At 40.5% G+C, this 24,937-nt stretch carries 24 protein-coding genes and 2 pseudogenes; 4 read left to right on the top strand and 22 right to left on the bottom strand.

Annotation, left to right across the window (positions count from 1 at the left end; genetic code table 11):
* Nucleotides 1–3 precede the first annotated feature (3 nt).
* Nucleotides 4–920: pseudogene (locus DW959_RS05730) on the top strand (RluA family pseudouridine synthase).
* Nucleotides 921–1,092: 172 nt separating this feature from the next.
* Complete coding sequence (locus DW959_RS05725) at nucleotides 1,093–1,707, top strand: cytidylate kinase-like family protein (RefSeq protein WP_021943875.1); 615 nt, start codon at nucleotides 1,093–1,095, stop codon at nucleotides 1,705–1,707.
* Between the two features lie 127 nt (nucleotides 1,708–1,834).
* Here the strand turns inward: DW959_RS05725 and DW959_RS05720 are convergent, their stop codons facing one another.
* On the bottom strand, nucleotides 1,835–2,890 hold the full coding sequence (locus DW959_RS05720) for a tyrosine-type recombinase/integrase (protein ID WP_021943876.1): 1,056 nt from the start codon (nucleotides 2,888–2,890) through the stop codon (nucleotides 1,835–1,837).
* 278 nt (nucleotides 2,891–3,168) lie between these two features.
* Between DW959_RS05720 and DW959_RS05715 the strand changes: the two genes are divergently transcribed.
* Complete coding sequence (locus DW959_RS05715; protein ID WP_117784840.1) at nucleotides 3,169–3,924, top strand: ATP-binding protein; 756 nt, start codon at nucleotides 3,169–3,171, stop codon at nucleotides 3,922–3,924.
* A gap of 161 nt (nucleotides 3,925–4,085) precedes the next feature.
* Here DW959_RS05715 and DW959_RS05710 read toward each other — a convergent pair whose 3' ends face one another.
* Complete coding sequence (locus tag DW959_RS05710) at nucleotides 4,086–4,412, bottom strand: LysM peptidoglycan-binding domain-containing protein (protein ID WP_117822627.1); 327 nt, start codon at nucleotides 4,410–4,412, stop codon at nucleotides 4,086–4,088.
* 281 nt (nucleotides 4,413–4,693) lie between these two features.
* On the opposite strand from DW959_RS05710, the gene lexA reads away from it, so the two are divergent.
* Nucleotides 4,694–5,317, top strand: coding sequence for a transcriptional repressor LexA (gene lexA / locus DW959_RS05705; RefSeq protein WP_008400862.1), 624 nt, complete (start codon nucleotides 4,694–4,696; stop codon nucleotides 5,315–5,317).
* Between the two features lie 192 nt (nucleotides 5,318–5,509).
* On the opposite strand, the gene DW959_RS05700 is transcribed toward lexA, so the two are convergent.
* The 20 genes and pseudogenes from DW959_RS05700 to smc all read right to left on the bottom strand — a co-directional run bounded on the left by DW959_RS05700 (nucleotide 5,510) and on the right by smc (nucleotide 24,937).
* Nucleotides 5,510–6,574, bottom strand: a complete 1,065-nt coding sequence (locus tag DW959_RS05700; protein WP_243013797.1) for an HD-GYP domain-containing protein — start codon at nucleotides 6,572–6,574, stop codon at nucleotides 5,510–5,512.
* Nucleotides 6,562–6,696: a hypothetical protein gene (locus DW959_RS14845; protein ID WP_279220982.1), complete on the bottom strand. Its 135-nt coding sequence runs from the start codon at nucleotides 6,694–6,696 to the stop codon at nucleotides 6,562–6,564. Before DW959_RS14845 ends, DW959_RS05700 begins: the two co-directional genes overlap by 13 nt.
* Nucleotides 6,697–6,715: 19 nt before the next feature.
* Complete coding sequence (gene rsfS / locus DW959_RS05695) at nucleotides 6,716–7,069, bottom strand: ribosome silencing factor (RefSeq protein ID WP_021943889.1); 354 nt, start codon at nucleotides 7,067–7,069, stop codon at nucleotides 6,716–6,718.
* 70 nt (nucleotides 7,070–7,139) lie between these two features.
* Nucleotides 7,140–7,739: a bis(5'-nucleosyl)-tetraphosphatase (symmetrical) YqeK gene (gene yqeK / locus DW959_RS05690; RefSeq protein WP_021943890.1), complete on the bottom strand. Its 600-nt coding sequence runs from the start codon at nucleotides 7,737–7,739 to the stop codon at nucleotides 7,140–7,142.
* A 62-nt stretch (nucleotides 7,740–7,801) separates the two neighbouring features.
* A complete protein-coding gene (gene nadD, locus DW959_RS05685) occupies nucleotides 7,802–8,464 on the bottom strand; it encodes a nicotinate-nucleotide adenylyltransferase (protein ID WP_117822626.1) in 663 nt (220 codons plus the stop codon).
* A 1-nt stretch (nucleotide 8,465) separates the two neighbouring features.
* Nucleotides 8,466–8,756, bottom strand: coding sequence for a ribosome assembly RNA-binding protein YhbY (yhbY, locus tag DW959_RS05680; protein ID WP_021943892.1), 291 nt, complete (start codon nucleotides 8,754–8,756; stop codon nucleotides 8,466–8,468).
* A 66-nt stretch (nucleotides 8,757–8,822) separates the two neighbouring features.
* Nucleotides 8,823–10,112 carry a GTPase ObgE gene (obgE, locus tag DW959_RS05675; protein WP_117784837.1) on the bottom strand — a complete coding sequence of 430 codons (1,290 nt, stop codon included), beginning with the start codon at nucleotides 10,110–10,112 and terminating at the stop codon, nucleotides 8,823–8,825.
* A gap of 94 nt (nucleotides 10,113–10,206) precedes the next feature.
* On the bottom strand, nucleotides 10,207–10,494 hold the full coding sequence (gene rpmA / locus DW959_RS05670; RefSeq protein WP_004850948.1) for a 50S ribosomal protein L27: 288 nt from the start codon (nucleotides 10,492–10,494) through the stop codon (nucleotides 10,207–10,209).
* 5 nt (nucleotides 10,495–10,499) lie between these two features.
* The gene (locus DW959_RS05665; protein ID WP_117807548.1) at nucleotides 10,500–10,826 is read right to left on the bottom strand and encodes a ribosomal-processing cysteine protease Prp; all 327 of its coding nucleotides are present in this window, start codon (nucleotides 10,824–10,826) and stop codon (nucleotides 10,500–10,502) included.
* 6 nt (nucleotides 10,827–10,832) lie between these two features.
* On the bottom strand, nucleotides 10,833–11,141 hold the full coding sequence (gene rplU, locus DW959_RS05660; RefSeq protein WP_008400876.1) for a 50S ribosomal protein L21: 309 nt from the start codon (nucleotides 11,139–11,141) through the stop codon (nucleotides 10,833–10,835).
* A 104-nt stretch (nucleotides 11,142–11,245) separates the two neighbouring features.
* Nucleotides 11,246–12,333: pseudogene (locus DW959_RS05655) on the bottom strand (ribonuclease E/G).
* Between the two features lie 77 nt (nucleotides 12,334–12,410).
* A complete protein-coding gene (locus DW959_RS05650) occupies nucleotides 12,411–13,109 on the bottom strand; it encodes a TIGR03936 family radical SAM-associated protein (RefSeq protein ID WP_117822854.1) in 699 nt (232 codons plus the stop codon).
* Nucleotides 13,084–14,952 carry a TIGR03960 family B12-binding radical SAM protein gene (locus DW959_RS05645; protein ID WP_117822624.1) on the bottom strand — a complete coding sequence of 623 codons (1,869 nt, stop codon included), beginning with the start codon at nucleotides 14,950–14,952 and terminating at the stop codon, nucleotides 13,084–13,086. The genes DW959_RS05650 and DW959_RS05645 overlap by 26 nt, the downstream gene beginning before the upstream one ends.
* A 21-nt stretch (nucleotides 14,953–14,973) precedes the next feature.
* A complete protein-coding gene (locus DW959_RS05640; RefSeq protein ID WP_021943898.1) occupies nucleotides 14,974–16,338 on the bottom strand; it encodes a PFL family protein in 1,365 nt (454 codons plus the stop codon).
* A 36-nt stretch (nucleotides 16,339–16,374) separates the two neighbouring features.
* The gene (locus tag DW959_RS05635) at nucleotides 16,375–16,647 is read right to left on the bottom strand and encodes an ACT domain-containing protein (RefSeq protein ID WP_008400881.1); all 273 of its coding nucleotides are present in this window, start codon (nucleotides 16,645–16,647) and stop codon (nucleotides 16,375–16,377) included.
* Between the two features lie 116 nt (nucleotides 16,648–16,763).
* Nucleotides 16,764–17,567, bottom strand: coding sequence for an MBL fold metallo-hydrolase (locus tag DW959_RS05630; protein WP_117822623.1), 804 nt, complete (start codon nucleotides 17,565–17,567; stop codon nucleotides 16,764–16,766).
* A gap of 86 nt (nucleotides 17,568–17,653) precedes the next feature.
* Entirely contained in the window at nucleotides 17,654–19,054 is a 1,401-nt protein-coding gene (locus DW959_RS05625) for an ASKHA domain-containing protein (RefSeq protein ID WP_117807545.1), read from the bottom strand.
* On the bottom strand, nucleotides 19,054–20,283 hold the full coding sequence (ilvA, locus tag DW959_RS05620) for a threonine ammonia-lyase (protein ID WP_021943901.1): 1,230 nt from the start codon (nucleotides 20,281–20,283) through the stop codon (nucleotides 19,054–19,056). Before ilvA ends, DW959_RS05625 begins: the two co-directional genes overlap by 1 nt.
* A gap of 108 nt (nucleotides 20,284–20,391) precedes the next feature.
* On the bottom strand, nucleotides 20,392–21,366 hold the full coding sequence (gene ftsY / locus DW959_RS05615) for a signal recognition particle-docking protein FtsY (RefSeq protein ID WP_021943902.1): 975 nt from the start codon (nucleotides 21,364–21,366) through the stop codon (nucleotides 20,392–20,394).
* Between the two features lie 13 nt (nucleotides 21,367–21,379).
* Nucleotides 21,380–24,937 carry a chromosome segregation protein SMC gene (smc, locus tag DW959_RS05610; protein ID WP_117822622.1) on the bottom strand — a complete coding sequence of 1,186 codons (3,558 nt, stop codon included), beginning with the start codon at nucleotides 24,935–24,937 and terminating at the stop codon, nucleotides 21,380–21,382.

Here is a 24,937-nt window from a genome sequence, read left to right as displayed (position 1 = left end):
TATATGGAAACTTATAATATTGAAGCAGATGAAAACTGGAAAGGCAAACGGGTTGATAAAAGTTTAGCCGATTACTTTGACGATTATTCGCGCTCATTTCTGAAAAAACTGTTAGATGATGGAAATGTACTGGTAAATGATAAAAAGGCAAAACCAAGCTTGAAAATCGCGTCTGGTGACAAAATAGATATTACGATCCCGGATATTTTACCTGTAGAAATTGAACCGGAAGATATTCCGCTTGATATCGTATATGAAGATGATGATATCATCATTGTAAACAAACCAAAGGGCATGGTCGTTCACCCGGCTCCCGGACATTATTCCGGAACACTGGTAAATGGTCTGATGTATCATTTCAAGGATTCTTTATCTGGCATTAACGGAGAACTTCGTCCCGGTATCGTGCATCGAATTGATATGGACACAACCGGGCTTCTTGTTGTCTGCAAAAATGATGCTGCACATAATTTTCTGTCGGAGCAGCTTGCCGTTCATTCGATTACAAGAAAATACTATGCGATCTGCTATAATTATTTTACAGAAGATGAAGGTATGGTAGATCTTCCGATTGGAAGACATCCAACCGACCGTAAAAAAATGGCGGTTAATTATAAGAATGGCAGACATGCAGTCACCCATTATAAAGTTCTGAAAAAACTGAAAAACAATTTCTGTCTGATCGAATGTCAGTTGGAAACCGGACGGACACATCAGATCCGTGTCCATATGGCACATATCAAGCATCCGCTTTTAGGAGATGCCGTATATGGACCTAAAAATCAGCATATCACCTGCAGGGGCAGACACTTCATGCCGGTGTACTTGGTTTTATTCATCCGTCTACAAAAGAATATGTGGAATTTTCAAGTGAACTCCCTGAGTATTTCCAGAAACTGTTAAAACAACTGGAGCTTTAAAATTCGTTTTATATTAAAATTAATATAAAACGAATTTTTTGATTTACATTTTTTTGTGGAAATGTTATAATTTTTACTATAAAAAGTAAACAAATTTATAGTTTTTATACAGAAAACAGTTGTTTATTCTTTATAGCAAATTAAAATCATACTTGCAAAGGGGGCTTTTATTATGGCTTGCAACAAAATCATTACAATAGGACGACAGTTCGGAAGTGGCGGAAGAGAAGTCGGACAGAAACTTGCTGAAAAGCTTGGTATTCCATTTTATGATAAGGAACTTTTAAAGATCGCGGCAAGAGATAGTGGCATCTGCGAAGAATTATTTGAGAATTTTGACGAGAAACCAACAAACAGTTTTCTCTATACATTGGTAATGGATCCGTATTCATTGGGATTCGGAACATCCGGCGAGCTACCACTGAATCATAAGGTATTCCTGGCTGCATTTGACACGATCAAATCTATTGCGGAAAAAGATGGTTCCTGCGTATTTGTAGGTCGTTGTGCCGATTATGCTTTAAGAGATTATTCCAATATTGTAAATGCATTTATATATGCAGATATCGATGATCGTATAAAACGTATTGCGCAGAAATATGAACTGACTGATGCGAAAGCTAAGGATCTGATCCGTAAAGAAGATAAGTCGCGTGCATCTTACTACAACTATTACACATCCAAGCGTTGGGGCGAGATGAAAGGCTACGATATCTGCCTGAATTCCAGCCAGTTTGGAATTGATAATTGTGTAGATATGTTATACGATGCCGTTACCAAATATTAATGCAATATATAATACATATAATTAATAACCATTCATACAGGTATTCTTGATAATACTTTATGACTCGGATAAATGACAAATGATTTTACATAATGAAAAATGCGCTGAGAAAAACTCAGCGCATTTTTTAATTGTCGCGTTTTTCCCGCAACTGAACACGATTTCTTGCACTTCGTCGTCTGTCCTCATCCATATCTGCATAATGTTTTCTTGTCGTATTTACATCACTGTGTCCAAGGACATCAGCAACCAGATAGATATCACCGGTTTCCCTGTATAATTCTGTACCATAGGTACTTCTTAATTTATGTGGAGTGATATGCTTCATAGGGATAACACCTTCAGAATATTTCTTCACCAACATTTCAACAGAACGAACAGACATTCGTTTTCTCTGACTGGATAAGAATAGAGCATTTTCATGTCCGGATACAGGCTCTATATGTTTGCGTTCCTCAAAATAATCCGTTAAAGCATCTGTAACTTCATCACCGAAATAGACATAAGATTCATAACCGCCTTTTCTGGTTACCTTCACTCGACCATTATTAAAATCCACATCATTCAGATCGATGCCGACGCATTCCGATACCCTTATGCCGGTTCCCAGCATAAGGGTTAGAATTGCAAGATCACGAACCTTTGTTTTTGCATGATATGCCTGTTGGTGCTCGGTTAAATGATCACCATATTCAACAGCATCTAAAAAATCCGCAATCTCATTTATGTCTAATCTGGTTATTGTTTTTCCATGAATCTTTGGCATATCTACTTTTTCAGCCGGATTTGAACTTATACGGTTATTTTTATAGAGATATGCATAGAATACACGTAAAGCCGATAATTTACGTTTAATTGCCTGTTCACCGTTCGTATAGATCTTTCCGTTTTTTTCATAATATTTCAAATATTCCAGATATTCCTCGATGTCTTCAGCCTCAAGCCTTGAAATATCATCCAAGGTGATATCGATCGGCTTACGTCCACGAAACTGTGGACATTCGCTGCATAAAAAGTTATAAAATGTCTTTATGTCGATGGCATAACCAAGTCGCGTTCTGGATGAAGCCTTATTTTCAATTCCTCGAAAGACAACCTTGACATATGAAGGAAGCTCTGCAAGAATATCTCTTAGTGAAATTGTATTTTTTATATTGATGTCATTTGTATATTCATTTGCCATAATAGATTTACCTTCCTATTATTCCGACACAACTTTTCGTAAAACCTGAGTTTAGCGAATAGTTGCATCTGTTAAATTAGTTATATCACACTCTGACTCCAAATGCAATTCTTTATTTCATATCAAACAAAAATCCGTTTTATTCTTGTAGAATTTCCTTCATATGTTGTTAAGATTGTCTTTCGAAGAATTGTATAGATATCTCCTTGAAACAAATTTCATTTATAAGTATAATATACACGGTTATGAAACAAATCTTATCATTTTGAGGTAATTATATGAAATTACAAAAGTTATTAAGTTATACTAGACGTGCCATCGATTCATATGAAATGATCGATAATGGTGATAAAATTGCAGTTGGAATTTCTGGTGGTAAGGACAGCCTGACTTTACTCTATGCTCTGGCTGAATTACGACGATTCTATCCAAAAAAATTTGATCTGATCGCTATTACAGTTAATCTCGGTTTTGATAATTTTGATACTACAAAGATCGAACAATTATGCAAAGAACTTTATGTTCCTTATTATATTGTAGATACAGAAATATATGATATAGTATTTAATATCCGTAAAGAGAAAAATCCATGTTCTCTATGCGCGAAAATGCGAAAAGGTGCATTAAATCAGAAACTAAATGATCTCAGATGTAATAAGATCGCTTATGCGCATCATAAGGATGATTTTATTGAAACCTTTTTAATGTCCTTATTATTCGAAGGCAGAATCCATACTTTCTCACCAAAAACATATCTGGATAAAAGCAAATTGATGGTTATTCGCCCTCTTATGTATATAAACGAAGGTGAAATTATCTCTTTTAAAAATGATATGCAGCTTCCTGTGATTAAAAGTCCATGTCCTGCCGATGGATATACGAAACGTGAATATGCAAAACAGGCACTGGCGGAGCTGGAAAAGGAAACTCCCGGTTGCAAACAACGGATTTTTTCCGCTATTGAACGAGGAACTCTGGATGGCTGGCCTGTAAAGATTGACAATCCAAGACTTTACAATAAAGATGCCAGATAATCGGATTTAAGTATAGAATTTATTCTGTATTCTATACTTGTTTTATGATTATATATACTCCTGTTTTTAAAAATAAAAAGTATCTGTTTTTATGTTATATGGTAAATCTTAATTCAAACAGACAGTCAATATAACATTGCATAACAGATACTTTTTATTATTTATTCGTAATCATTTACTTTATAATATGGAATCAGTAAATTAGTTCCATCTACGATGACATCTGTATTCAGATTATTCATCGCAAGCACTTCATCGATATAATCCTGTGTGGAAGCATACTCTTCCGTCTTGTATTCATTTGCGATGTCCCAAAGGGTATCTCCTTCTTCTATGGTGATACATTTATAATATTTCTTACTTGCGTTCGATGCGCTGGTTGCCGGTGAATCCTTATGTGATATAAGGATATACAATACTGTAACCAGAATAATACCTGCTATAATGAAAATCTTCTTTGTACTGATAAATCTTACTACGTTCTTCATGTTCTTTTCCTCCTTAAAACTCAATTCTATATATAATATAATCTTCTGAACAAATGTTTGAATAAATTATATCGAACAGTTGTTCATTTGTCAATATATTTTCGAACATTTGTATGGATTACTCGAAAATACATTCGTCATATCCCGATGACTCCTTTATAATACCAATATGGATGGGGAAAAAAACACACACAAGAAAAAGAACATTTGTTTGCAAAACAAACAATTGTGTGCTACTATTATTTATATAAGTTTTTAAATACATTTAGGAGGATTTACATATGGGTAAAGAAAAGCTCACGGATAAGCAAACGCAGATCCTTGAATATATACGTCATGAGATTCTTGCAAAGGGGTATCCGCCATCAATCAGAGAAATCTGTCAGGCTGTTGATCTGAAGTCTACTTCTTCTGTACATGCTCAGTTATCATCATTAGAGGCAAAGGGCTATATCAGAAGGGATCTGACAAAGTCCCGCTCAATTGAGATCATAGACGATGATTTTTCACTTACCAAACGGGAACTGGTAAACATCCCTATCGTTGGAACGGTTTCCTGTGGTCAGCCTATCCTTGCTGAACAGAACATCGAAGACTATTTCCCTGTTCCACCGGAATATATTCATAATACGAATAACCAGACCTTTATGCTTCGTGTAAAGGGTGACAGTATGATCAATGTAGGTATTTATGAAAAGGATCTTGTAATTGTTGAGCAGTGCTCTTCTGCCAGAAATGGCGAAATCGTCGTTGCATTGATCGAGGATTCTGCAACAGTTAAGACATTTTATAAAGAAAATGGTTATATCCGGTTACAGCCGGAAAATGATTATATGGATCCGATCCTTGTAGAACATTGCGAGATCCTAGGTCGTGTGATAGGTCTGTTCCGCAATTTTATCTAATCATACTTAATTTGTTCAAATTTTTTATAAAAATGCACCTCAAACGATATCAGGCATAACAAATACCTGACAAACCGATATTCCACCTGTCTACTCGACAAGAGGAATATCAATTAAGAGGTGCATTTTATTATATCGTGAGCATAGCTCACATTAAATTCTATTTGTGTCTGACATTTATATCATCTTTAATTAATATACCTGTTTATCCGGCTGTCTCTCTGCGATCTCCTTGAATGCATCAAAGTTCTGCTTGAACAGCTCTACAACCTGTGGATCAAAATGCTTTCCGGACAGGCTTACGATCTCATTATACGTCTCTTCTACGGACCATCCGCGCTTGTAGTACCGTTCAGAGGTAAGTGCATCGAAAACGTCACATACCGCCATTAAACGGCTGATATAGGCAATCTCCTCACCTTTCATACCTAGATATCCTGTTCCGTCCCAGCGTTCATGATGCTCCTTTGCAATCGTTCTTGCAATCTGCATGATCTCACCCGGACAATGCTCCAGGAGTGCATCACCATAGAGAACATGACTTTTCATGATCGCAAATTCTTCATCTGTCAGTTTACCGGGCTTATCCAGGATCTCCTCACTGATCATAAGCTTTCCGATGTCATGCATCATGGCAGCCGTTGACAGCTTATCAACGTAATCATCATCAAAACCGGATGCCTTTCCGAGCACCCGCATGTAATCTGCTACACGTTTGATGTGTTCTCCTGTATATTTGGATTTACTCTCGGATAATTCAGCAAATGCAAATATCAGCTCTTTCTGATTGCTCTTTACTTCTTCTGCGTTATCAATTACGGAATTCAGCATCGTAGAGTTTCTGGATACAATGAAATATGCAACGAGTGACAGGATCAGAATCGTGATCACACATGGAAATACCGATAAGACCATGCTGTCTGTATAGTCCAGATAAATCGGCGCAACCATGAAATCACAGTATGTAAGATTGATAAAATCTGCAAGGATAACACCGACAGTAGACATCAGCGCAGTAAATACGACCAGCGTCTTATTATAATATAACGATGTCAGCAGGATCGGGAAGATCCAGACAACCAGTGCCATATGGGAAAATACAGAGCTCAATATCATACAGTTAAAAACTGCGATACATATGACTACATATTTGATTGCTTCATTCCTGTCATGCTTGAAAAAGTCAATAACAAGTGTCGGAATAAGCGAAAAAATACAGCAGAGAACCATACATATCGTAACCACTACAAGGTACATTCTCTGCTGAAAAATGCAAATGCCCATAACGCAACTATCAGTGCAACAAAAAAACGCATACACTTCGCTGCTATATGATTGATCTTTATATAATTGTCTTTTAATAATCTGTTATCGTTCATACCTACCCCAAAAACATATCTATGAAAGTAAATCCTTTGTTACATCGGCTGCATCATTCCAGATGCGTTCGATATCATAGAATCTGCGTGCCTCATCCGAAAAGATATGAACAATTATATCATAATAATCTAACAAAATCCATCCTCCCTGTGAATATCCTTCCACACTTTTTAAAGAATATCCGGCTTTGTGCATTTCTTCTTCCACACTGTCGCACATTGCCTGTACCTGATTCTTGTTTGTTCCGTCTGCAATAACAAAATAATCAGCTACAGCAGAGATCTTTTTAATATCAAGTATCTTAATATCAAAGGCTTTTTTATCATCCAGGGCTTTATAAACAATTGCTGCCATTTCCTGTGCTGTATTCATATATGACGCTCCTCCTGCTCTGTATATTGATTTTAATATTGTACCCCATCCGTTTATTTATGTTGCCTGTTTAAATATCGTCTTCTTTCAGCTTATCCGCTACCGATTGATGAGCAACATAATAATTATAGGTATCGATTGACATCGGATCAGTATCATCCGTTGTGGTCTCAAGATACGATAAAGTATTTTTCAGTATATGAACGATGCATTTGTCAATATCGGTAAATGCTTCCTTCCGGATCTCCTCGATCTCCTTTAATGGTTTCCGGTTCGGCTCGATATAGTCTGCAACAAACAGGATCTTCTCAAGCATATTCATTGCCGGTTTTCCGGTGGTATGACATGCGATCGCAGACAGGATATCCGGATCCTTTACATCGTACTTTTCTCTTGCGTAGAATGCCCCAAGCTTGGCATGTAAGAGTTCCGGATTATTATATTCACATTCGCTGATCGGAAGATTATTCTTCGTACAACGCTCGATCTTTTCTTCCGGTGAAAGGCACTTTGCACAATCATGTAACAGTCCTGCAGTCAGTGCTTTTTCTACATTTACACCATGTACCATAGCCAGACAGCCTGATACATATTCTACCCCTAACGAATGCTCAAATCTTCGATCTGTCAGTTTCTTCTGAAGTTTCTCTCTCATTTCCTGTCTGTTCATTGTTCTGCCCCTTCTCCTGTAAATTGTTCCTGAACTATATTATACTGTTTTACCAATCTGCGTCAATTATTTGTCTGTTGATCAAGGTTTTGATCAAGGTTTTCATCCGTCTGATATAGCCCATATTTCTTAATATAGCGGCATACTGCCATTGGTACGGCTCCTGATATATCCTGTCCGTTTTTAACAGCTTCCCGGATGCCGGACGATGACACATCAACCGGATGGATCTGCATCTGTCTGATATCCGCATCTGCATATATTTTCTTTAAATGCCGGATCTTGGCATCGATATCTTCCGCCTGGATCTGATCTCTCGTTGTAACGATCAATTTAGAAAGAGAAAGTATCCTGTCCGGTTCTCTCCAGCTGTCAAATGCAAGGATCGAATCCCCACCCATGATGAAATACCATTCCGTATCCGGATACTGTTCATGTAGCTGTGCCAGTGTATCAACGGTATAGGTAACTCCGCCACGCTGTAATTCCAGATCCGAACAACGAAGTCTGTCATGATCCTTTACTGCAAGCTCTACCATATGGAGTCTGTCTTCATTTGTAACCGATCTGTCCCACTTCTTGTATGCCGGGATATGATTCGGCATCAGCCAGATCTGATCCAGTGCAAACTGCGCCAGAGCCTGTTTTGCAAGCTCCAGATGGCCGTTATGAACCGGATTAAAGCTGCCTCCTAAAATACCAATCTTCATGTTCTGATCTTTCATATTATTTTGGAAGCTCGATCTTCTTATGCTCTTTGGATGGACGATAGAATACGATCTTACGGCCGATGACCTGAACGACTTCTGATTTGGTACGTTCTGCGATCATGGAAGCCATTTCTCTCGGATCATCCAGACAATTCTTTAATACTGAGATCTTAACCAGCTCTCTTGCCTCTAACGCTTCATTTACAGACTGTGTAAATTCCGGTGTCAGGGAACTCTTGCCGATGTTTAAGATCGGATCGATATTCATTGCCAGTCCTTTTAAATATGCTCTCTGCTTACTTGTCATAGTATACTCCTAACTTATATCCTGTAACCGGCAGAATCACCTGCCGGTTTGTTATCACATTTATCTTTATTTATAATAATCAAATTCCAGTCCATACATACGAACGGTATCGCCTTCGCCGATTCCAAGCGCTTCCAGCTGGTCTAAGATACCGTTTGTCTTTAAGAATTTCTGGAAGAACTCAAATCCTTTTTCTGATTCCAGATTCGTATATCCAAGCATACGTTCAATACGAGGTCCCTCGATCACATATACGTCATCTTCTTCATTGTAGCTGACCTCAAAAGGAAGATCCGGATTATCATGGAAATCGAGATCAACCTCCGGTTCGAATTCGACTACATCATCCGGTGCATTCTTTACAAGGTCGTTGACATACCATAAAAGCTCGGAAATACCCTTACCGGATACTGCTGAGATTGGGAATATCTTCACACCGTCTTTTTCGAATTCTTCCTTTAACATCTCGATCACAGTCTCGTAACCGATCTCATCTAAGGCATCGATCTTATTTGCCGCTATAACCGTTGGACGGCTTTCGATATCCTTGTTGTATTTTTTCAATTCTTCATTAATGATCTTTACATCATTGACCGGATCTCTGCCATCGATGGAAGCTGCATCTACAATGTGGATGATGACCTTTGTACGCTCAATATGTCTCAGAAATTCCAGACCTAGTCCGACACCTTCTGCCGCACCTTCGATAATTCCCGGAATATCCGCGATAACAAATCCGTTATGTTCACCAAGATCTACTACGCCAAGATTTGGTGTCAGTGTCGTAAAATGATATTCTGCAATCTTTGGTCTTGCATTTGTAACTCTTGCAAGGAAGGTTGATTTACCTACGCTTGGGAAACCAACAAGACCGACATCTGCGATACACTTAAGTTCCAGATCGACGATCAATTCTTTTGCCGGCTGTCCCGGCTGTGCGTACTTTGGAGCCTGCATGGTTGACGTAACATAATTACGGTTACCTCGTCCACCTCGTCCACCCTTTAACAGTACGACCGGTTCTTTCTTATCTGCCATATCAAGGATCACTTTTCCTGTCTCAGAATCCTTAATGACAGTTCCTGGCGGAACTTTTAATACAACATCTGCACCATTTGCGCCATGACAGTTTCTCTTACCGCCCGGTTCGCCATCCTGTGCTCTGTACTTTGTTATATGTCTGAAATCAGTCAGGGTGTTCAAACCTTCATCTACTACAAAGATCACGTCTCCACCTTTGCCGCCATCTCCGCCATCCGGACCTCCGTCCGGCACGTATTTCTCACGACGGAAGGATACATGTCCGTCTCCGCCTTTTCCTGCTCTGATAAATATTCTGGCTCTGTCTGCAAACATTGCTTTCCTCCTTTATACATACATCCGTATGTAAAGAAAAAGCCGGAATAAACTATATTTACTCCGGCTAATAACATGCATAAACTAAGTAATATTACTCATTTACTACAGGGTAAATAGAAACCTGCTTCTTATCTCTACCCTTTCTCTCAAATCTAACGATACCATCAGCAGTAGCGAATAATGTATCATCTCCGCCGATACCAACGTTAAGACCTGGATGAATCTTTGTTCCACGCTGTCTGTAAAGGATGTTTCCAGCCTTAACGAACTGACCGTCAGCGCGCTTAGCTCCTAATCTCTTAGACTCGGAATCTCTGCCGTTCTTAGTAGAACCCACACCTTTTTTATGAGCAAAAAACTGAAGTTCCATCTTCATCATTTCAATTACACCTCCTTAAAGGTTATACAAACAAAATCACTATAGGATTCACTGATATCCGTAATACCTGTCTCAAACACTCCCATGATCAGTAAGGCATCATGTCCCGGCTGTTCATCAAACAGAAACTTCATATCTCCGTTTTTCTGATCGCTGTCTACATGAAATGCTTCCTCACAAAAGCGTTCAACAGAATTCACAACCGTGATCGCAAGTGCCGATACAGCACTACATACGATATCAGATCCTGAATCTGCATATCCTGCATGACCGGATACATAAAATCCCATTGTGTCTGAATTAGCGTTTTTATAAATGGTTACCTTTATCATAACAGATTATGCGTTGATTGACTTGATTTCAACCTGTGTATAAGCCTGTCTGTGACCATTCTTCTTATGATAGCCAGTCTTTCTCTTGTACTTGTAAACAACTACCTTCTTAGCCTTGCCATCACCAATTACAGATGCTGTAACGGTTGCGTTTGCAACTGCATCACCACATTTAACGTCTGAATCAGTACTTACTAAAATAACGTCGTCAAATGTTACTTCGCTGCCAGCTTCTGCTCCAAGCTTCTCAACTCTGATTACGTCTCCTTCAGCTACCTTGTACTGCTTACCGCCTGTTGCTATAATTGCGTACATAGGGTTTACCTCCTTAATCAAACTCGCCAGTTGTGGTGTCGCATAAAAATATGCGAACTTATACCTCACTGTGCGGCACACTAGTACACTCTACCATTTTGGTTTTATTTTGTCAACTGTTCTTTCAACGATTTGCGAATTTTTTTTCGGGTCAATTCTACCAGAGAAAGCTTAGTAACATCCACAAATGCTGCCGGAACAGAATCCTTTGCCAGCTCCTGTTCAAGGATATCTTTTATAATATCCATTGAGCCCGATTGCTTCATATTTATAAAATCAACTACGATGATCCCCGACAGATTCCGCAGTCTTAACTGTCTGCATACCTCGACTGCCGCTTCAGAATTGATACGGAGCAAATGTTCCTCAAAAGAATGTTTATCGACCGATTTACCGGTATTTACATCGATCACGACCATCGCTTCTGTCTGTTCAATCACCAGATATGCGCCCGACTTCATCCAGACCCGTTCCTTTTTCAGATTTTCCAGATCTCTTGGCAGATTATATAAAGTCAGCAGATTACAGTTCTTATCATTATACATGGTAAGCTTCACATCCGTAATCTGTTTCTCTGACAGATAGGTCTCGAATTCATCAAATACCGCCTTCTGATCCGTTACGATCTCTTGAAGCCCTGCATTATGCTTTAATATAAAATAATCGAGATATTCCGCATCATTTTTATACAGACAGGATAACAGGTTCTGGTCTTTGCTGTCTGTATGATCTGTTCTAATTTTTCAGATAGTTCGTTTAAATCCGACAATATAACTTTATCCGGCAGCTCCTGACAGACAGTTCGTAAGATACAGCCAAATCCATCCGGCAATACTCTCTTCGCCAGTTGGTGCAGATGATCTCTTGTCTCTTTCTTTCGGATCTTCCCGGATATACCAATCCTGCCTGATGTATTCACAAGAAGATTTTCTGTCTTCAATTCAATTTCCGACGTAGCGACCGGATTCTTTGTCTTGATCGCATCCTTGCTTACCTGTATGAGAATCTCGTCTCCGGCTTTTAACACAGAATCTTTTTTTGCATTTAAAAATATATGTTTATTATCAGTGATACTATAATAGCACGGAAGCCCTGTACCGATATCGACAAAGGCTGCGTCTATATTGGACACGATATTTTCCACCTTGCCGACATAGATATTCGATAAGATGGACTGTCGATCAAATAACATCAGATCTGACAGCTTTCCATCCGAATAAAGAGCTTCCAGTATATGATCTTCATAATTTGTTATTACAAGCTTATTCATCAGAATTCTTCACCTGCCATATAAAGCGGCTGTAACGAGCCGTCTTTGTCATAATACGTTTCCAGTCGGTGAATATAGATCTGGAAGAAATCATAGGTCTCACCGCAAAGGTCATATAATGCCTTTACCACTAATTCCGGTTTCAGATTATAGACACTTCCGGTCTGTAACAGCATGTAGATACTGTCACCTCTCCGTTCCAGCTTTAAAATACCCGGACGGATATTTTCTTCTTTTTCACTCTTTTTTGTTTTCTTTAATACAATGATCTCGTCCTGTTTATTCAACTCTTCAACGGAAGCAAGCAGTTTTTCACTGAGATCATTCTGCTCCCGGAATGTGATCTCATAATCCGATGCAGCAACGATCGACATAGCATTCTTTGCATTCTCCGGGATCTGCACACATTTCGTAACATGTATCTCATCAACGGATACCGCATTTAAAGCTTCGATCATCTCAGCCGAAGTTGTCACAGAATTAAATTCTGCATCAAAATATTCACCATCCGATGTAATCCCAAGTGCAAGCGGTGCTGCAAATGAAATGATCTGGTGTGGAGAATAACCTTTGGAATAACTGATATCCAGCTTTGCCCGGCGGATCTCCTTCTGGAAATAACGCATGACATCCAGATGACCGATAAATTTCAGATTTCCAAGTTTGGAGTATTTAATTCTTATTTTCAAAACAAACACCTCCTCCAAACTTCGCTGCGCCGCAGCCGGAACACTTCATCCGGCAGTTTGGTGTAACGACCTCTGCCTGTGCGCGCTCCCATTCCTTTTCCATAAACTTTCTTGTCACTCCGATATCTATGAAATCCCACGGGAGGATCTCATCTACACATCTGTCACGATAGGTATAGAAGCCGATATCAATATGATTCTTTTCAAGCGCATTGTCCCAGTTTGATTTATCAAAATATTCCGTCCACGCATCAAAAATCTGTCCGGACTGATAGACATCATAGATTACCTGACAGAGCTTACGGTCACCTCTGGCAAGCAAACCTTCTAAGATGGTGATATCCGCTTCATGGTATGCGAATTTCAGACTCTTGTGGTTCTTTGCTTCACGGAATTTATCTTTAACAAAATACGCACGCTTCTGGAATTCCTCCGGTGTTATCATCGGCGCCCACTGGAATGGTGTAAATGGCTTTGGTACGAAATAAGATGCGGAAGCCGATACCATGACACGACCATCCCGTTTCTCTTTTGGTATATTTGCAAAATACAGTTCACTGATCTCCTCTGAGAGGTCTGCAATACCTGTAATATCATCATAAGTCTCTGTCGGAAGTCCCATCATAAAGTACAGCTTGACCTTATTCCAGCCGCCAAGGAACGCCTGTAACGAACCGTTTAATATATTCTCTTTTGTCAGACCTTTATTTATAACATTTCTTAATCGCTGTGTTCCGGCTTCCGGTGCAAATGTCAGGGAATTCTTCTTGATATCCTGAATCTTCTGCATAACATCAAGGGAAAATGCATCGATTCTGAGGGATGGAAGGGAGATATTGACATGATTGTTGTCCATCTTCTCGATCAAGCAGTCCGTAAGCTCCGGAAGTGACTGATAATCACTGGAGCTTAACGAACTGAAGGTAATCTCCTCCTGACCGGTATTATCTAACATAGCCTCTGCATAATGTTTCAGTACGTTTACATCCTTTGGTCTGGTCGGACGATAGATCATCCCTGCCTGACAGAACCGGCATCCACGGATACATCCCCGCATGATCTCTAATACAACACGGTCCTGTGTGACCTTCATATAAGAGACAACCGGCTTCTCAGGATAGACAGCGGATGACATATCCGTAACCACCTGCTTCAGAATCGTCTTTGGAACGCCTTCATATTTCGGTCCAAAGGATGCGATCGTTCCATCCTCATGATAAGTGACATCATAAAGAGCCGGCACATAAAGCCCCGGAATCTGTGACACCTTGATCAGGAATTCTTCTCTTGTCATATCGGAATGTTTATAGATCTTATATAATTCGATCAGATCACCATACACTGTTTCGCCCTCTCCGATATAGAAAATATCAAAGAAATCAGCGATCGGTTCCGGATTATAAGAACAGGGACCTCCTCCGATCACGATCGGATCACCCTTTTCCCGATCCTTCGACCAGATCGGAATCTCTGCCAGATCAAGCACCTGTAAGATATTCGTATAACACATCTCATACTGAAGAGTGATTCCAAGAAAATCAAACTCTTTTAAAGGATCCTGAGACTCCAGTGCAAATAACGGAATGTGCTGTTCTTTCATAACTTTATGCAGATCCGGCCACGGAGAATAGACACGTTCACACCAGGTATCTTCTCTCCGGTTGAACATGTCATATAAAATCTGGATGCCGAGATGGGACATTCCGATCTCATACACATCCGGGAAACACATGCAAAATCTGACATCGACCTGCTCCTTGTCCTTCATGACACTGTTATATTCCCCTCCGATATATCTGGCAGGTTTTTCGATACTCATTAAAATCTCATCTGATAATGCAAGCTTTCTCATTTTGTTCTCCGTTATATATAATTAGTTCTTGAAACTGTGGATAGGTGCAGGGATTCTGCCTCCACGGTTAATAAATTTTTCACATGAAAACTGGTTGACAGGCATAATTGGCGCATAGCCAAGCAGTCCGCCAAATTCAGCCTGATCGCCAACGCCCTTGCCGATAACAGGGATCAGACGTACAGCCGTTGTCTTCTGGTTGATCATACCGAGTGCCATCTCATCTGCAATGATACCGGAAATGGTAGCTGCTGATGTATCACCGGGTATTGCGATCATATCAAGTCCAACTGAACATACACAGGTCATTGCCTCTAATTTTTCAAGAGAAAGTGCACCTGCTGATACCGCATCGATCATACGCTGATCTTCACTGACAGGGATAAATGCACCACTTAAACCACCAACATAAGAAGAAGCCATAACACCGCCCTTCTTTACCTGATCATTTAATAAAGCAAGTGCTGCTGTAGTTCCCGGAGCACCGGCATATTCCAGACCAATCTCCTCAAGAATCTCACCAACACTGTCTCCGATTGCGGGTGTAGGTGCAAGTGACAAATCTACGATACCAAACGGAACACCGAGACGTTCGGATGCTTCCTTTGCAACAAGCTGTCCAACTCTTGTAACCTTAAATGCTGTCTTCTTGATCGTTTCACAGAGAACCTCAAAGTTCTCACCACGAACTTCTTCCAATGCACTCTTAACAACTCCGGGACCGCTGACGCCGACATTGATAACGCAATCGCCCTCTGTAACGCCATGGAATGCACCAGCCATAAACGGGTTATCATCCGGTGCATTACAGAATACTACGAACTTGCAGCATCCAAGGGAATCTTCCTCTTTTGTAAGCTCTGCTGTCTCTTTTACCATTTCACCGATCAGTTTTACAGCATCCATATCGATACCTGTCTTTGTAGAACCGACATTTACAGAGCTGCATACCTTACCGGTACATGCAAGTGCTTCCGGAATGGAACGGATCAGAAGTTCATCGGATGGAGTCATGCCCTTACATACAAGAGCGGAATAACCACCGATAAAGTTTACGCCTACGGCATCTGCAGCCTTATCCAATGTCTTTGCGATCGTTACATAATCATCTGTTGACTTACAAACAGAACTTCCGATCAATGCGATCGGTGTGATTGAGATTCTTTTATTTACGATCGGAATACCATATTTTCTTCCGATATCATTTCCGATAAATACAAGATCCTTTGCCTTTGTTGTGATCTTGGTGTAGATCTTCTCACAGGTTTCTCCTACATCCGCACCAACGCAGTCTAACAGGCTGATACCCATTGTGATCGTTCTGACATCCAGATTCATCTTGCTGATCATGGCATTGGTTTCAATTACTTCATTTATACTAATCATAGTGTGACCTCTTTTCGCCTATTTCTTTTCTAAATCTTAGATTCTGTGCATGGTTTCAAAGATTTTCTCATGCTGTACCTTAATCTGTACACCAATCTCATCGCCGATCTCTTTCAGTTCATTTGCGATAATTTCTGTTGACTTTGAAGATTCCTGTATATCAACGACCATCATCATATTGAAGTACCCGCCTACAATTGTCTGTGCAATATCAAGGATATTGACACTGTTCTCTGCAAGGTATACACAGACCTTTGCTGTGATTCCGATGCTGTCTTTACCAACTACTGTAATAATTCTTTTTTTCATGATGTATGTATCCTCCTATATATCACCATTTATTTGGTTTTATAATAAATTCTTTTGATATGCAAAAGAATCTTCTTCAAATAGTATTTTTATAACTGATGAACAATTCATTATCATTAATTTCCGACTGTGAGCAAAGCACCGGGCCGATCGCGTCTCGCTACCTCAAGACCGAATTCCCTGACATCCGATGCATATTCATTATCTGAAAGCTCAAGCTTTACCGTCTCATATGCCAATTCCTCAAAATTGTTTTCCTTACTCAGGTGACCAAGCAGGATTGCTTTGATATGACTGTTTAACAATGCTTTTATTAACTGTCCGGAACGCTCGTTGGACAGATGTCCGCGGTTTCCCAGAATACGCTGCTTCAGATAATATGGATATGGTCCCGCCTGAAGCATCCGTATATCATGATTTGCTTCGATCACCATGATATCGGAATTCTTTAATTTATTTACAACATAGTCATCAAAATTCCCCATATCCGTTGCAATGGAAAATTTACTTTTTCCGTCACTGATACTGTAACATACCGGATCAGCGGCATCGTGCCAGATCGCTGATGCATCGATCGACAGATTGTTAATAATGAATGGTTCATCCGGTTCGATCTCATGAAACAAGCTATCATCAATCGTTCCAACGGACGACATTTTCTTAATCTCAGAGATCGTTCCCCCTGTTGTATAGATCGGTATGCCATGCTTTCTCGCCATAACACCAAGTCCTTTTACATGATCAATATGCTCATGTGTTACAAGAATTCCATCCAAATCTGACGGTTTCCGGTCGATCTCATTTAATGCTGTTTCAATTTTCTTACCACTTACGCCTGCATCAACAAGCAGATGTGTCTCTTCGTTGCCTACATAATAGCAATTTCCACTGCTACCACTGGCAATACTCAGTAATTCCATATTCTACGCCTCAACTCTGCATCTCCAAAATGTATGAAAAAGCTTCCAGAATATCAGCTTACTCTATCTTTCATACTTATTCCGGTCTAATATGTCCGAAACGGCAGATGCTCGATATATATTGTATTAAAATCCGAACGATTACTCAGATCCACATACCGGATCTTCTCTTTAAACCTGTTTATTGTATCAATAAAACCCGGTTCAATCAAGGACAAATATGCGCCCTCAAGTGAAGTATTGCCAAGAACCTTCATTTTCCCCTGAAAGCTCTGCGGGAATAGTCCCAGTGTTACTGCATTTGTCAGATTTAGATGGAATCCAAAGCCTCCTGCAATACAGACTTCAGCAATATCGGAAAGCTCAATACCGATCTCTCTTACAAGCATCATGATTCCTGAAAGAATTGCTGATTTTCCAAGCTGAAATGCCCGAATCGTCTCCATGTCAATCTTCATGTTGCTTCCCATCGAGATACCGGATTCAAAATACGGTTCCGCAAGCACTCCTTCCGCATCCATCTGTCCCCGTTTTAACAATAATGCCAGCATGTCAAATATATTCGAACCGAATACATTTGCTGTACGAAAACATCCTTCAAACGCTGAACCACAGGCAGCAGAGGTCGCCACTCCGTATTCCTTATTACAGAGAATGATCTCCCCGTTTGTTCCAAGATCAATCAGCATACGATATGAGAAATCACGATCAATCTCTGCGGCAACTGCGCCTGCTGCAATATCTGCGCCGGAAAATGCCGCAATATTCGGCAGACAGATAACATCCGAAGCCGCATTCTCAAAAGATGGAGAAACGATAAAGTCATTCTGTTCTATCACCCGGATATCCGAATTCTTAAGTGTAAACGGATATCCAAACAGATTCTCTGTCGTAAGCCCTTCTGCGATCGAAAGCATCGTTGCATTTCCTGCCAGAACATATCTGCGGATATGATCTACAGCTTCCGGCGTATTTATAAGCATATGGTCAACACCCTTTTGAATATCCGAAAACAAAAGTGACCGCAGATGCTCCAGACCTTCCTTTGTATCTGCCGCTTGAATCCTCGCTACGACATCAGCACCTGTCGCGATCTGTGAGTTAAGCGTACTGAATGAGCATTTAACTGCTTTCTCATTCAGATCCACAAGCTCCATACCGATCGTAGTCGTACCGATGTCAATGGCAATGCCATATGCGGAAGTAACAGGCTTCTTTCTCTGTTCGGTTGGCAGATTCATCTTATGCCCTGTAATACCGGTAAGCTGTTCTTCCTCCAGCCGTATCGAGATATCCCTATCTACAATGTACTGGCAGCTTTTTACAAAACTGCCAGTATCCTGATTCCATACCAGACACCGGTTACAGCGTCCTTTCATGCCGCAGTTTCCTGCGAAGACATATCCTGCCGCAGTCAGTACCTGATACAGATTATCTCCTTTATTACATTTGATCTGTTCTGTTCCGTTTACAGTTACATTTATCATTAATTATAAATTCCTGTTGTCATTTTTTCCTTTGGTCTGTAACCATGTTCTGCGAGCGTATTAATGATCAGCTGCTTATGTTCCGGACCAAATGCTTCCAGTGTGATCACAAGTTCAACTGCCGAATTACGATTGATCGATACAAACTGGTTATGCTCCAGTTTGATGATATTTCCCTGTAAATCTGCAATAATCTTGGAAATATTCATCAATGCGCCCGGCTTATCCGGAAGCAAGGTTGAAACTGTGAAGATACGGCTTCTGGCAATCAATCCGTGCTGTACTAAGGATGCAAATGTGATCATATCCATATTACCGCCACTTAAGATGCTGACAACCTTCTGTCCCTTCACATTCAGATGCTTTAAGGCTGCAACAGTAAGCAGACCGGAATTTTCAACCAGCATCTTATGATTTTCCAACATATCAAGGAAGCAGACGATCAGTTCATTGTCTTCTACTGTGATGATACCGTCCAGATTCTTCTGAATGTATGGGAAGATCTTTGATCCCGGAGTCTTAACTGCTGTACCATCTGCGATCGTGTCTACCATTGGAAGTGTCGTTACTTTCTTATTCTTCAAAGAAACCTGCATACAATTTGCGCCTGCGGGTTCTACACCGATCACTTTGATATTCGGATTCATCATCTTGGCCAGTGTAGATACACCGGTAGCCAGTCCGCCACCACCGATCGGAACAAGAATATAATCTACAAACGGAAGCTCCTTGATGATTTCCATTGCGACAGAGCCCTGTCCGGTTGCAACATCCAGATCATCGAATGGATGAATAAAGGTATAACCCTTATCTTCTGCAAGCTCTAATGCATATGCGCAGGATTCGTCGTATACATCTCCATATAAGATAACCTCTGCACCATATGATTTGGTGCGGTTTACTTTGATCAGAGGAGTTGACGATGGCATAACGATCGTTGCTTTTACCCCATATGCTTTTGCTGCATATGCAACACCCTGTGCATGATTTCCGGCTGATGCAGTGATCAGACCTTTCTGTCTTTCTTCGTCTGTCAGTGTACTGATCTTATAATATGCTCCACGGATCTTATACGCTCCGGTAAGCTGCATATTTTCCGGTTTAAAAAATACTTTATTCCCTGTCAGGTTGCTGTAATATTCGCTCTCTACCAGCTTTGTTGGTAAAACAACTTTTTTAATTATATTATATGCCTCTTCAAATTTTTCTAATGTAAGTTCTTCTGCCATTGTCAGTCTCCTTTTTCTGTATTTCATATTCAGACAGTTATTATCCACCATTGTCATTACTTTTTTATTTTCTAACAGTTACTTGAATAAACTGCACGATTTTCATAATTATAGATCAGCTTCATCCATAAGAATGTCAAGCTCGCTTCGGTCTTCGTCAAAGCCTGAGAACAGTGCTTCCACATATGCGGACGGATCAAAACGCTGTAAGTCGTCAATCTTCTCACCGATTCCGATAAATTTAACCGGAACATTCAATTCTGCCTGAATTGCAATCGCGATACCACCCTTGGCTGTACCGTCTAGCTTTGTGATCACGATACCATCAATCTCCGTTACATTGCTGAACTGTCTTGCCTGCTCTAATGCATTCTGTCCGGTCGTTCCATCTAACACGATCAAGGATTCTACATTTGCATCCGGATAATCTCTGGAAATGATGCGGCGCATCTTAGCCAGCTCATCCATCAGGTTCTTTTTATTATGAAGTCTTCCGGCTGTATCGATCAATAAAATATCGGTATTTCTTGCCTTTGCAGCAGATACCGCATCGTATACAACTGCCGCAGGATCTGCGCCCTCATTATGAGAGATCATCTCTACACCTGCACGATCCGCCCAGGTCTTTAACTGATCGATTGCGGCTGCACGGAATGTATCAGCTGCTGCGATCAGAACCTTTTTACCGCTCTTCTTATACTGGGCTGCCAGCTTACCGATCGTAGTTGTCTTACCAACACCATTTACACCGATCACAAGTATAACTGATTTTTTCTTTTCAAAATCATATGCACTTTCATCCACCATCATCTGATCTCTTATGATATTGATGATCAGTTCCTTGCATGCCGCAGGTTCTTTGATCCTGGCCTCCTTGACACGTTCTTTCAGGTTTTCGATCACCTTTTCCGTTGTCTCATATCCCATATCAGCCATGATGAATGTCTCTTCCAGTTCTTCATAAAAATCATCATCAATATGGGATGCTCCGAACACGGAAGAAAAACTGTCTACGATACTATTTCTTGTCTTACTAAGCCCTTCTTTTAATCGTTTGAAAAATCCCTTTTTTTCCTCAGCCATAGCTTGTACCTCCTTATTTGTCCAGATCGTTCTCGATCAGATTTACGGATACCAGAGTGGATACACCCTTTTCCTGCATCGTAATACCATACAGGATATCGGCTGCTTCCATGGTTCCCTTCCTATGTGAAATGACAATAAACTGTGTGTCCTTTGTCAATCGGTTCAGATACTGTGCAAATCGTCTTACATTTGAATCATCCAGTGCTGCTTCAATCTCGTCCAGCAAACAGAATGGTGATGGTTTCAGACTCTGGATCGCAAATAACAGTGCAATCGCAGTCAGTGACTTTTCACCACCGGAAAGCTGCATCATGTTCTGTAATTTCTTTCCCGGCGGCTGTGCAATGATACGGATACCGGTCTCTAACAGATTGGTATCATCGACCAGTTCCAGTGCACCTCGTCCACCACCGAACAGCTCTTTAAAGACCTTGTCGAACATAACCTGGATCTCTTTGAACTTCGTATTAAATTGTTCCTGCATGGATACATTCAATTTCTCGATCACATCTAACAGATTCTTCTCTGCAAGAACGATATCATCATGCTGTCCCTTTAAGAACTCATATCGTTCTGATACTTCTTTATAGTCCTCGATCGCATTGACATTGACATCACCAAGTGATTTGATCTTTGCTTTTACTGCGGTGATCTCTTTCTTTAAGGATGAAAGATCGTTTAATTCCTCATCCCGGAACTCTGCCGCCATATTTAATGTCAATTCATATTCTGCCCACATATAATTTGACAGCTCATCCGACTTCTCCGTATTCTTCTCAATCGCTGAATCAAGCTTGAATACTGCCTTTTCCAGACCTGCAATCTTCTCGGATAATTCTTCCCGGATCGCAAAAAATTCTTTATGACTGGCTGTCATATCATCCCGTTCTTTATGATATGCTGCCAGTTGTTCTTCCTGATCAGATACTTCATCGGAATCTTTCTCGATCGTCTTACGGATCGCCTCTGCCTGTTCTTCTAACTTCGTGATATCTGTGCCTGTCGCCTGTACCTGTGTTATATAGGATGCCAGTTCTTCCTGTAATTTCTCATCATCCAGACGGATACGTCTTATATTCTCCTGAATAAAGTCATCCTTCTGTTTTACTGAGTTATATTCGATCAGTAATTCAGATACCTTCGTATTTGCCGCTGCAAGCTTGCTCTGTGCTTCGATAGCCTTGGCTTCCAGTTCCTTGATCATTTCTTCACACTGAACCTTGGCAGCTTCATGCTTCTTATTATTATCAGCAAGCTGATCTTTATTTGTATTAATCTCCGCTATCTGACTGTTCAACTCATTGATTTCTTTCTGGATCGATGCAAATGCTTTCTCAGACTCTGCAAGCTTGGATGCTACCTGCTCCATATTTAAAGACAACGTATTCTTCTCAAGATATGCCTGCTGAAGCCTTGTGTTTAAGCTCTCAATCTGCGCGCGGAGTGCATCTCTTGACGTTTTTAATTCTTCATCCAGTCCGGCTGCATCCTTTGCGATCAGATTTAACTCATCGATCTTTTCCCTGATCTCATCCAATTCTCTCTTTCGTCCAAGAAGATTACTGGAATTACGGAAAGCACCACCTGTCATTGATCCGCCCGGATTGATCAGTTCACCTTCGATCGTAACCAGTCTCAGAGACTGATTGTATTTTCTCGCAACTGCAAGTGCATGGTCGATGTTATCTACAACCACGATCCTGCCAAGCAGATTCTTAACGAGTCGATCAAATTTTGCATCTGCCTTTACCAGAGAAGAAGCGATACCGATCACCCCCTGTTCTGACAGAACTTCATTTCGAACCTGTCCACGGTCTGTGATCGTATTTAACGGAAGAAAAGTTGCACGACCATATTTGTTCTGTTTTAAGAACTGAATGATCTTCTTTGCCGTGCTGTCATCCTCCGTAACAATATTCTGAATGCTTCCGCCAAGTGCCGTCTCGACAGCAACCTCATACTTCTTATCTACATCGATTATATCAGCAACAACTCCAATAATGCCCGGATTGTTCTTTTTCTGCTCCATAACACGACGGATGCTGTTGCCATAGCCATCATAGCGTTCTGTAATATTCCGGAGTGCTTCCATCTTGGATCTGGTCGCTGATAATTCTTCGTTTGTATTATGTATCCGCTCACGATTGACTTTATTTCTGCTCTGATTTTCTTCCAGATCCTTTTCTGCAGTTTCGAGTTCCTTGATAATGCCGGATACATTCTGATCCAATACAGATAGCTTTGCCTGTAACTCATCATGTTCCTTCCGGTCGTTATTATCATCACTTTTAAATTGCAGATATCTCTGATTTAACTGGGTCTTACGGAAGTTGATGTTCTCAAGCATCGCATCATATCTTCCGACCTTCGCCTGAAGATTTCCACTCTCATGGATATATTCGATGATGTCGGATTTACATTCTTCGATCTTATCCTGACATTCATGGATATAGGCATCCAAGCGGCTGCTTTCTCCTTTTGCAGTATCCAGAGAACCGGAAATGGTTGAAACCTGATCTCCAAGGGCATCCTTTTGTCCTTGATAATTCTCCATCTCTTTCCGATCAGTTTCCCGCTGACGGCTGATCCTGTCGATCTGTTCCTGTATATTCTTATCATTCTGTCGGGAGTTCAAGATCTGCTGGTTGATAACGTTGATCTCACCTTCCAAACGTTCATTTTTTAACCGGAGCTCATGCACCTGATTCTTGGATGCATCGATTGCCTGATTGATCTCCTCTAACGCCTGCTCGATACGCTCATATTCTTCCTTTGTATGCTCCAGTTCTTCTTTATTCTGCGTGAGATCATTATTTAAGATTTCCCGATTCTCTGTATCTTTATCAAGAATCTCTTTTAAATGCTCCATTTCAAGGAAAAAAGCATTGATATCCAGTTTCTTCAGTTCGTCCTTAAACAACAGATATTTTCTCGCTGTTTCTGACTGCTTCTGTAATGGACCGACCTGCTTTTCCAACTCATATAAAATATCATTGACACGACTTAGATTGTCACGCTCTGCTTCTAATGATTTCTCGGCTGCCGCTTTGTTCTTTTTAAATTTTACGATTCCTGCCGCTTCATCGAACAGTTCCCGTCGTTCCTCCGGTTTACCATTTAAGATCTTCTCAATCTGACCCTGTCCGATAATGGAATATCCCTCTTTACCGATACCGGTATCAAAGAACAGCGAATTTACATCCTTTAAACGACTGACTGTGCCATTAATAAGATATTCACTTTCTCCCGAACGATACACACGTCTGGCAACCGTTACTTCATTATAATCAATCGGCAGATGATGATCACTGTTATCTAACGTGATCGCTACATAAGCAGAACCCTGTGGCTTACGAAGCTGTGTACCGGAGAAGATTACATCCTCCATCTTAGAGCCTCGGAGACTCTTTGCACTCTGTTCACCAAGTACCCAGCGGACAGCATCCGCTACGTTACTCTTTCCCGAACCATTCGGTCCAACGATACAGGTTATTCCATGATTGAATTTGAATACGATTTTATTTGCAAATGATTTGAAGCCGTTTACTTCAATACTTTTTAAATACAT

Source organism: Clostridium sp. AM46-21 (assembly GCF_003480025.1).
Taxonomy (GTDB): Bacteria; Bacillota; Clostridia; order Lachnospirales; family Lachnospiraceae; genus Coprococcus; species Coprococcus ammoniilyticus.
Note: the sequence above shows the minus strand (reverse complement) of the source record. Positions and strands in the feature narration are given on the sequence as shown.

Coding starts and splice junctions, on each gene's coding strand:
- DW959_RS05715 (WP_117784840.1), top strand. CDS start 3,169: ATGAAATTACAAAAGTTATTAAGTTATACTAGACGTGCCATCGATTCA.
- DW959_RS05625 (WP_117807545.1), bottom strand. CDS start 19,054: ATGATAAATGTAACTGTAAACGGAACAGAACAGATCAAATGTAATAAA.
- DW959_RS05700 (WP_243013797.1), bottom strand. CDS start 6,574: ATGTACCTTGTAGTGGTTACGATATGTATGGTTCTCTGCTGTATTTTT.
- obgE (WP_117784837.1), bottom strand. CDS start 10,112: ATGTTTGCAGACAGAGCCAGAATATTTATCAGAGCAGGAAAAGGCGGA.
- rsfS (WP_021943889.1), bottom strand. CDS start 7,069: ATGAATACAGCACAGGAAATGGCAGCAATTGTTTATAAAGCCCTGGAT.
- lexA (WP_008400862.1), top strand. CDS start 4,694: ATGGGTAAAGAAAAGCTCACGGATAAGCAAACGCAGATCCTTGAATAT.
- DW959_RS14845 (WP_279220982.1), bottom strand. CDS start 6,696: ATGAACGATAACAGATTATTAAAAGACAATTATATAAAGATCAATCAT.
- DW959_RS05710 (WP_117822627.1), bottom strand. CDS start 4,412: ATGAAGAACGTAGTAAGATTTATCAGTACAAAGAAGATTTTCATTATA.
- DW959_RS05630 (WP_117822623.1), bottom strand. CDS start 17,567: ATGGAATTACTGAGTATTGCCAGTGGTAGCAGTGGAAATTGCTATTAT.
- DW959_RS05640 (WP_021943898.1), bottom strand. CDS start 16,338: ATGATTAGTATAAATGAAGTAATTGAAACCAATGCCATGATCAGCAAG.
- nadD (WP_117822626.1), bottom strand. CDS start 8,464: ATGAAAGATCAGAACATGAAGATTGGTATTTTAGGAGGCAGCTTTAAT.
- ftsY (WP_021943902.1), bottom strand. CDS start 21,366: ATGGCTGAGGAAAAAAAGGGATTTTTCAAACGATTAAAAGAAGGGCTT.
- yhbY (WP_021943892.1), bottom strand. CDS start 8,756: ATGACAAGTAAGCAGAGAGCATATTTAAAAGGACTGGCAATGAATATC.
- DW959_RS05645 (WP_117822624.1), bottom strand. CDS start 14,952: ATGAGAAAGCTTGCATTATCAGATGAGATTTTAATGAGTATCGAAAAA.
- ilvA (WP_021943901.1), bottom strand. CDS start 20,283: ATGGCAGAAGAACTTACATTAGAAAAATTTGAAGAGGCATATAATATA.
- smc (WP_117822622.1), bottom strand. CDS start 24,937: ATGTATTTAAAAAGTATTGAAGTAAACGGCTTCAAATCATTTGCAAAT.
- DW959_RS05665 (WP_117807548.1), bottom strand. CDS start 10,826: ATGATAAAGGTAACCATTTATAAAAACGCTAATTCAGACACAATGGGA.
- DW959_RS05635 (WP_008400881.1), bottom strand. CDS start 16,647: ATGAAAAAAAGAATTATTACAGTAGTTGGTAAAGACAGCATCGGAATC.
- rpmA (WP_004850948.1), bottom strand. CDS start 10,494: ATGATGAAGATGGAACTTCAGTTTTTTGCTCATAAAAAAGGTGTGGGT.
- DW959_RS05725 (WP_021943875.1), top strand. CDS start 1,093: ATGGCTTGCAACAAAATCATTACAATAGGACGACAGTTCGGAAGTGGC.
- rplU (WP_008400876.1), bottom strand. CDS start 11,141: ATGTACGCAATTATAGCAACAGGCGGTAAGCAGTACAAGGTAGCTGAA.
- yqeK (WP_021943890.1), bottom strand. CDS start 7,739: ATGAACAGACAGGAAATGAGAGAGAAACTTCAGAAGAAACTGACAGAT.
- DW959_RS05720 (WP_021943876.1), bottom strand. CDS start 2,890: ATGGCAAATGAATATACAAATGACATCAATATAAAAAATACAATTTCA.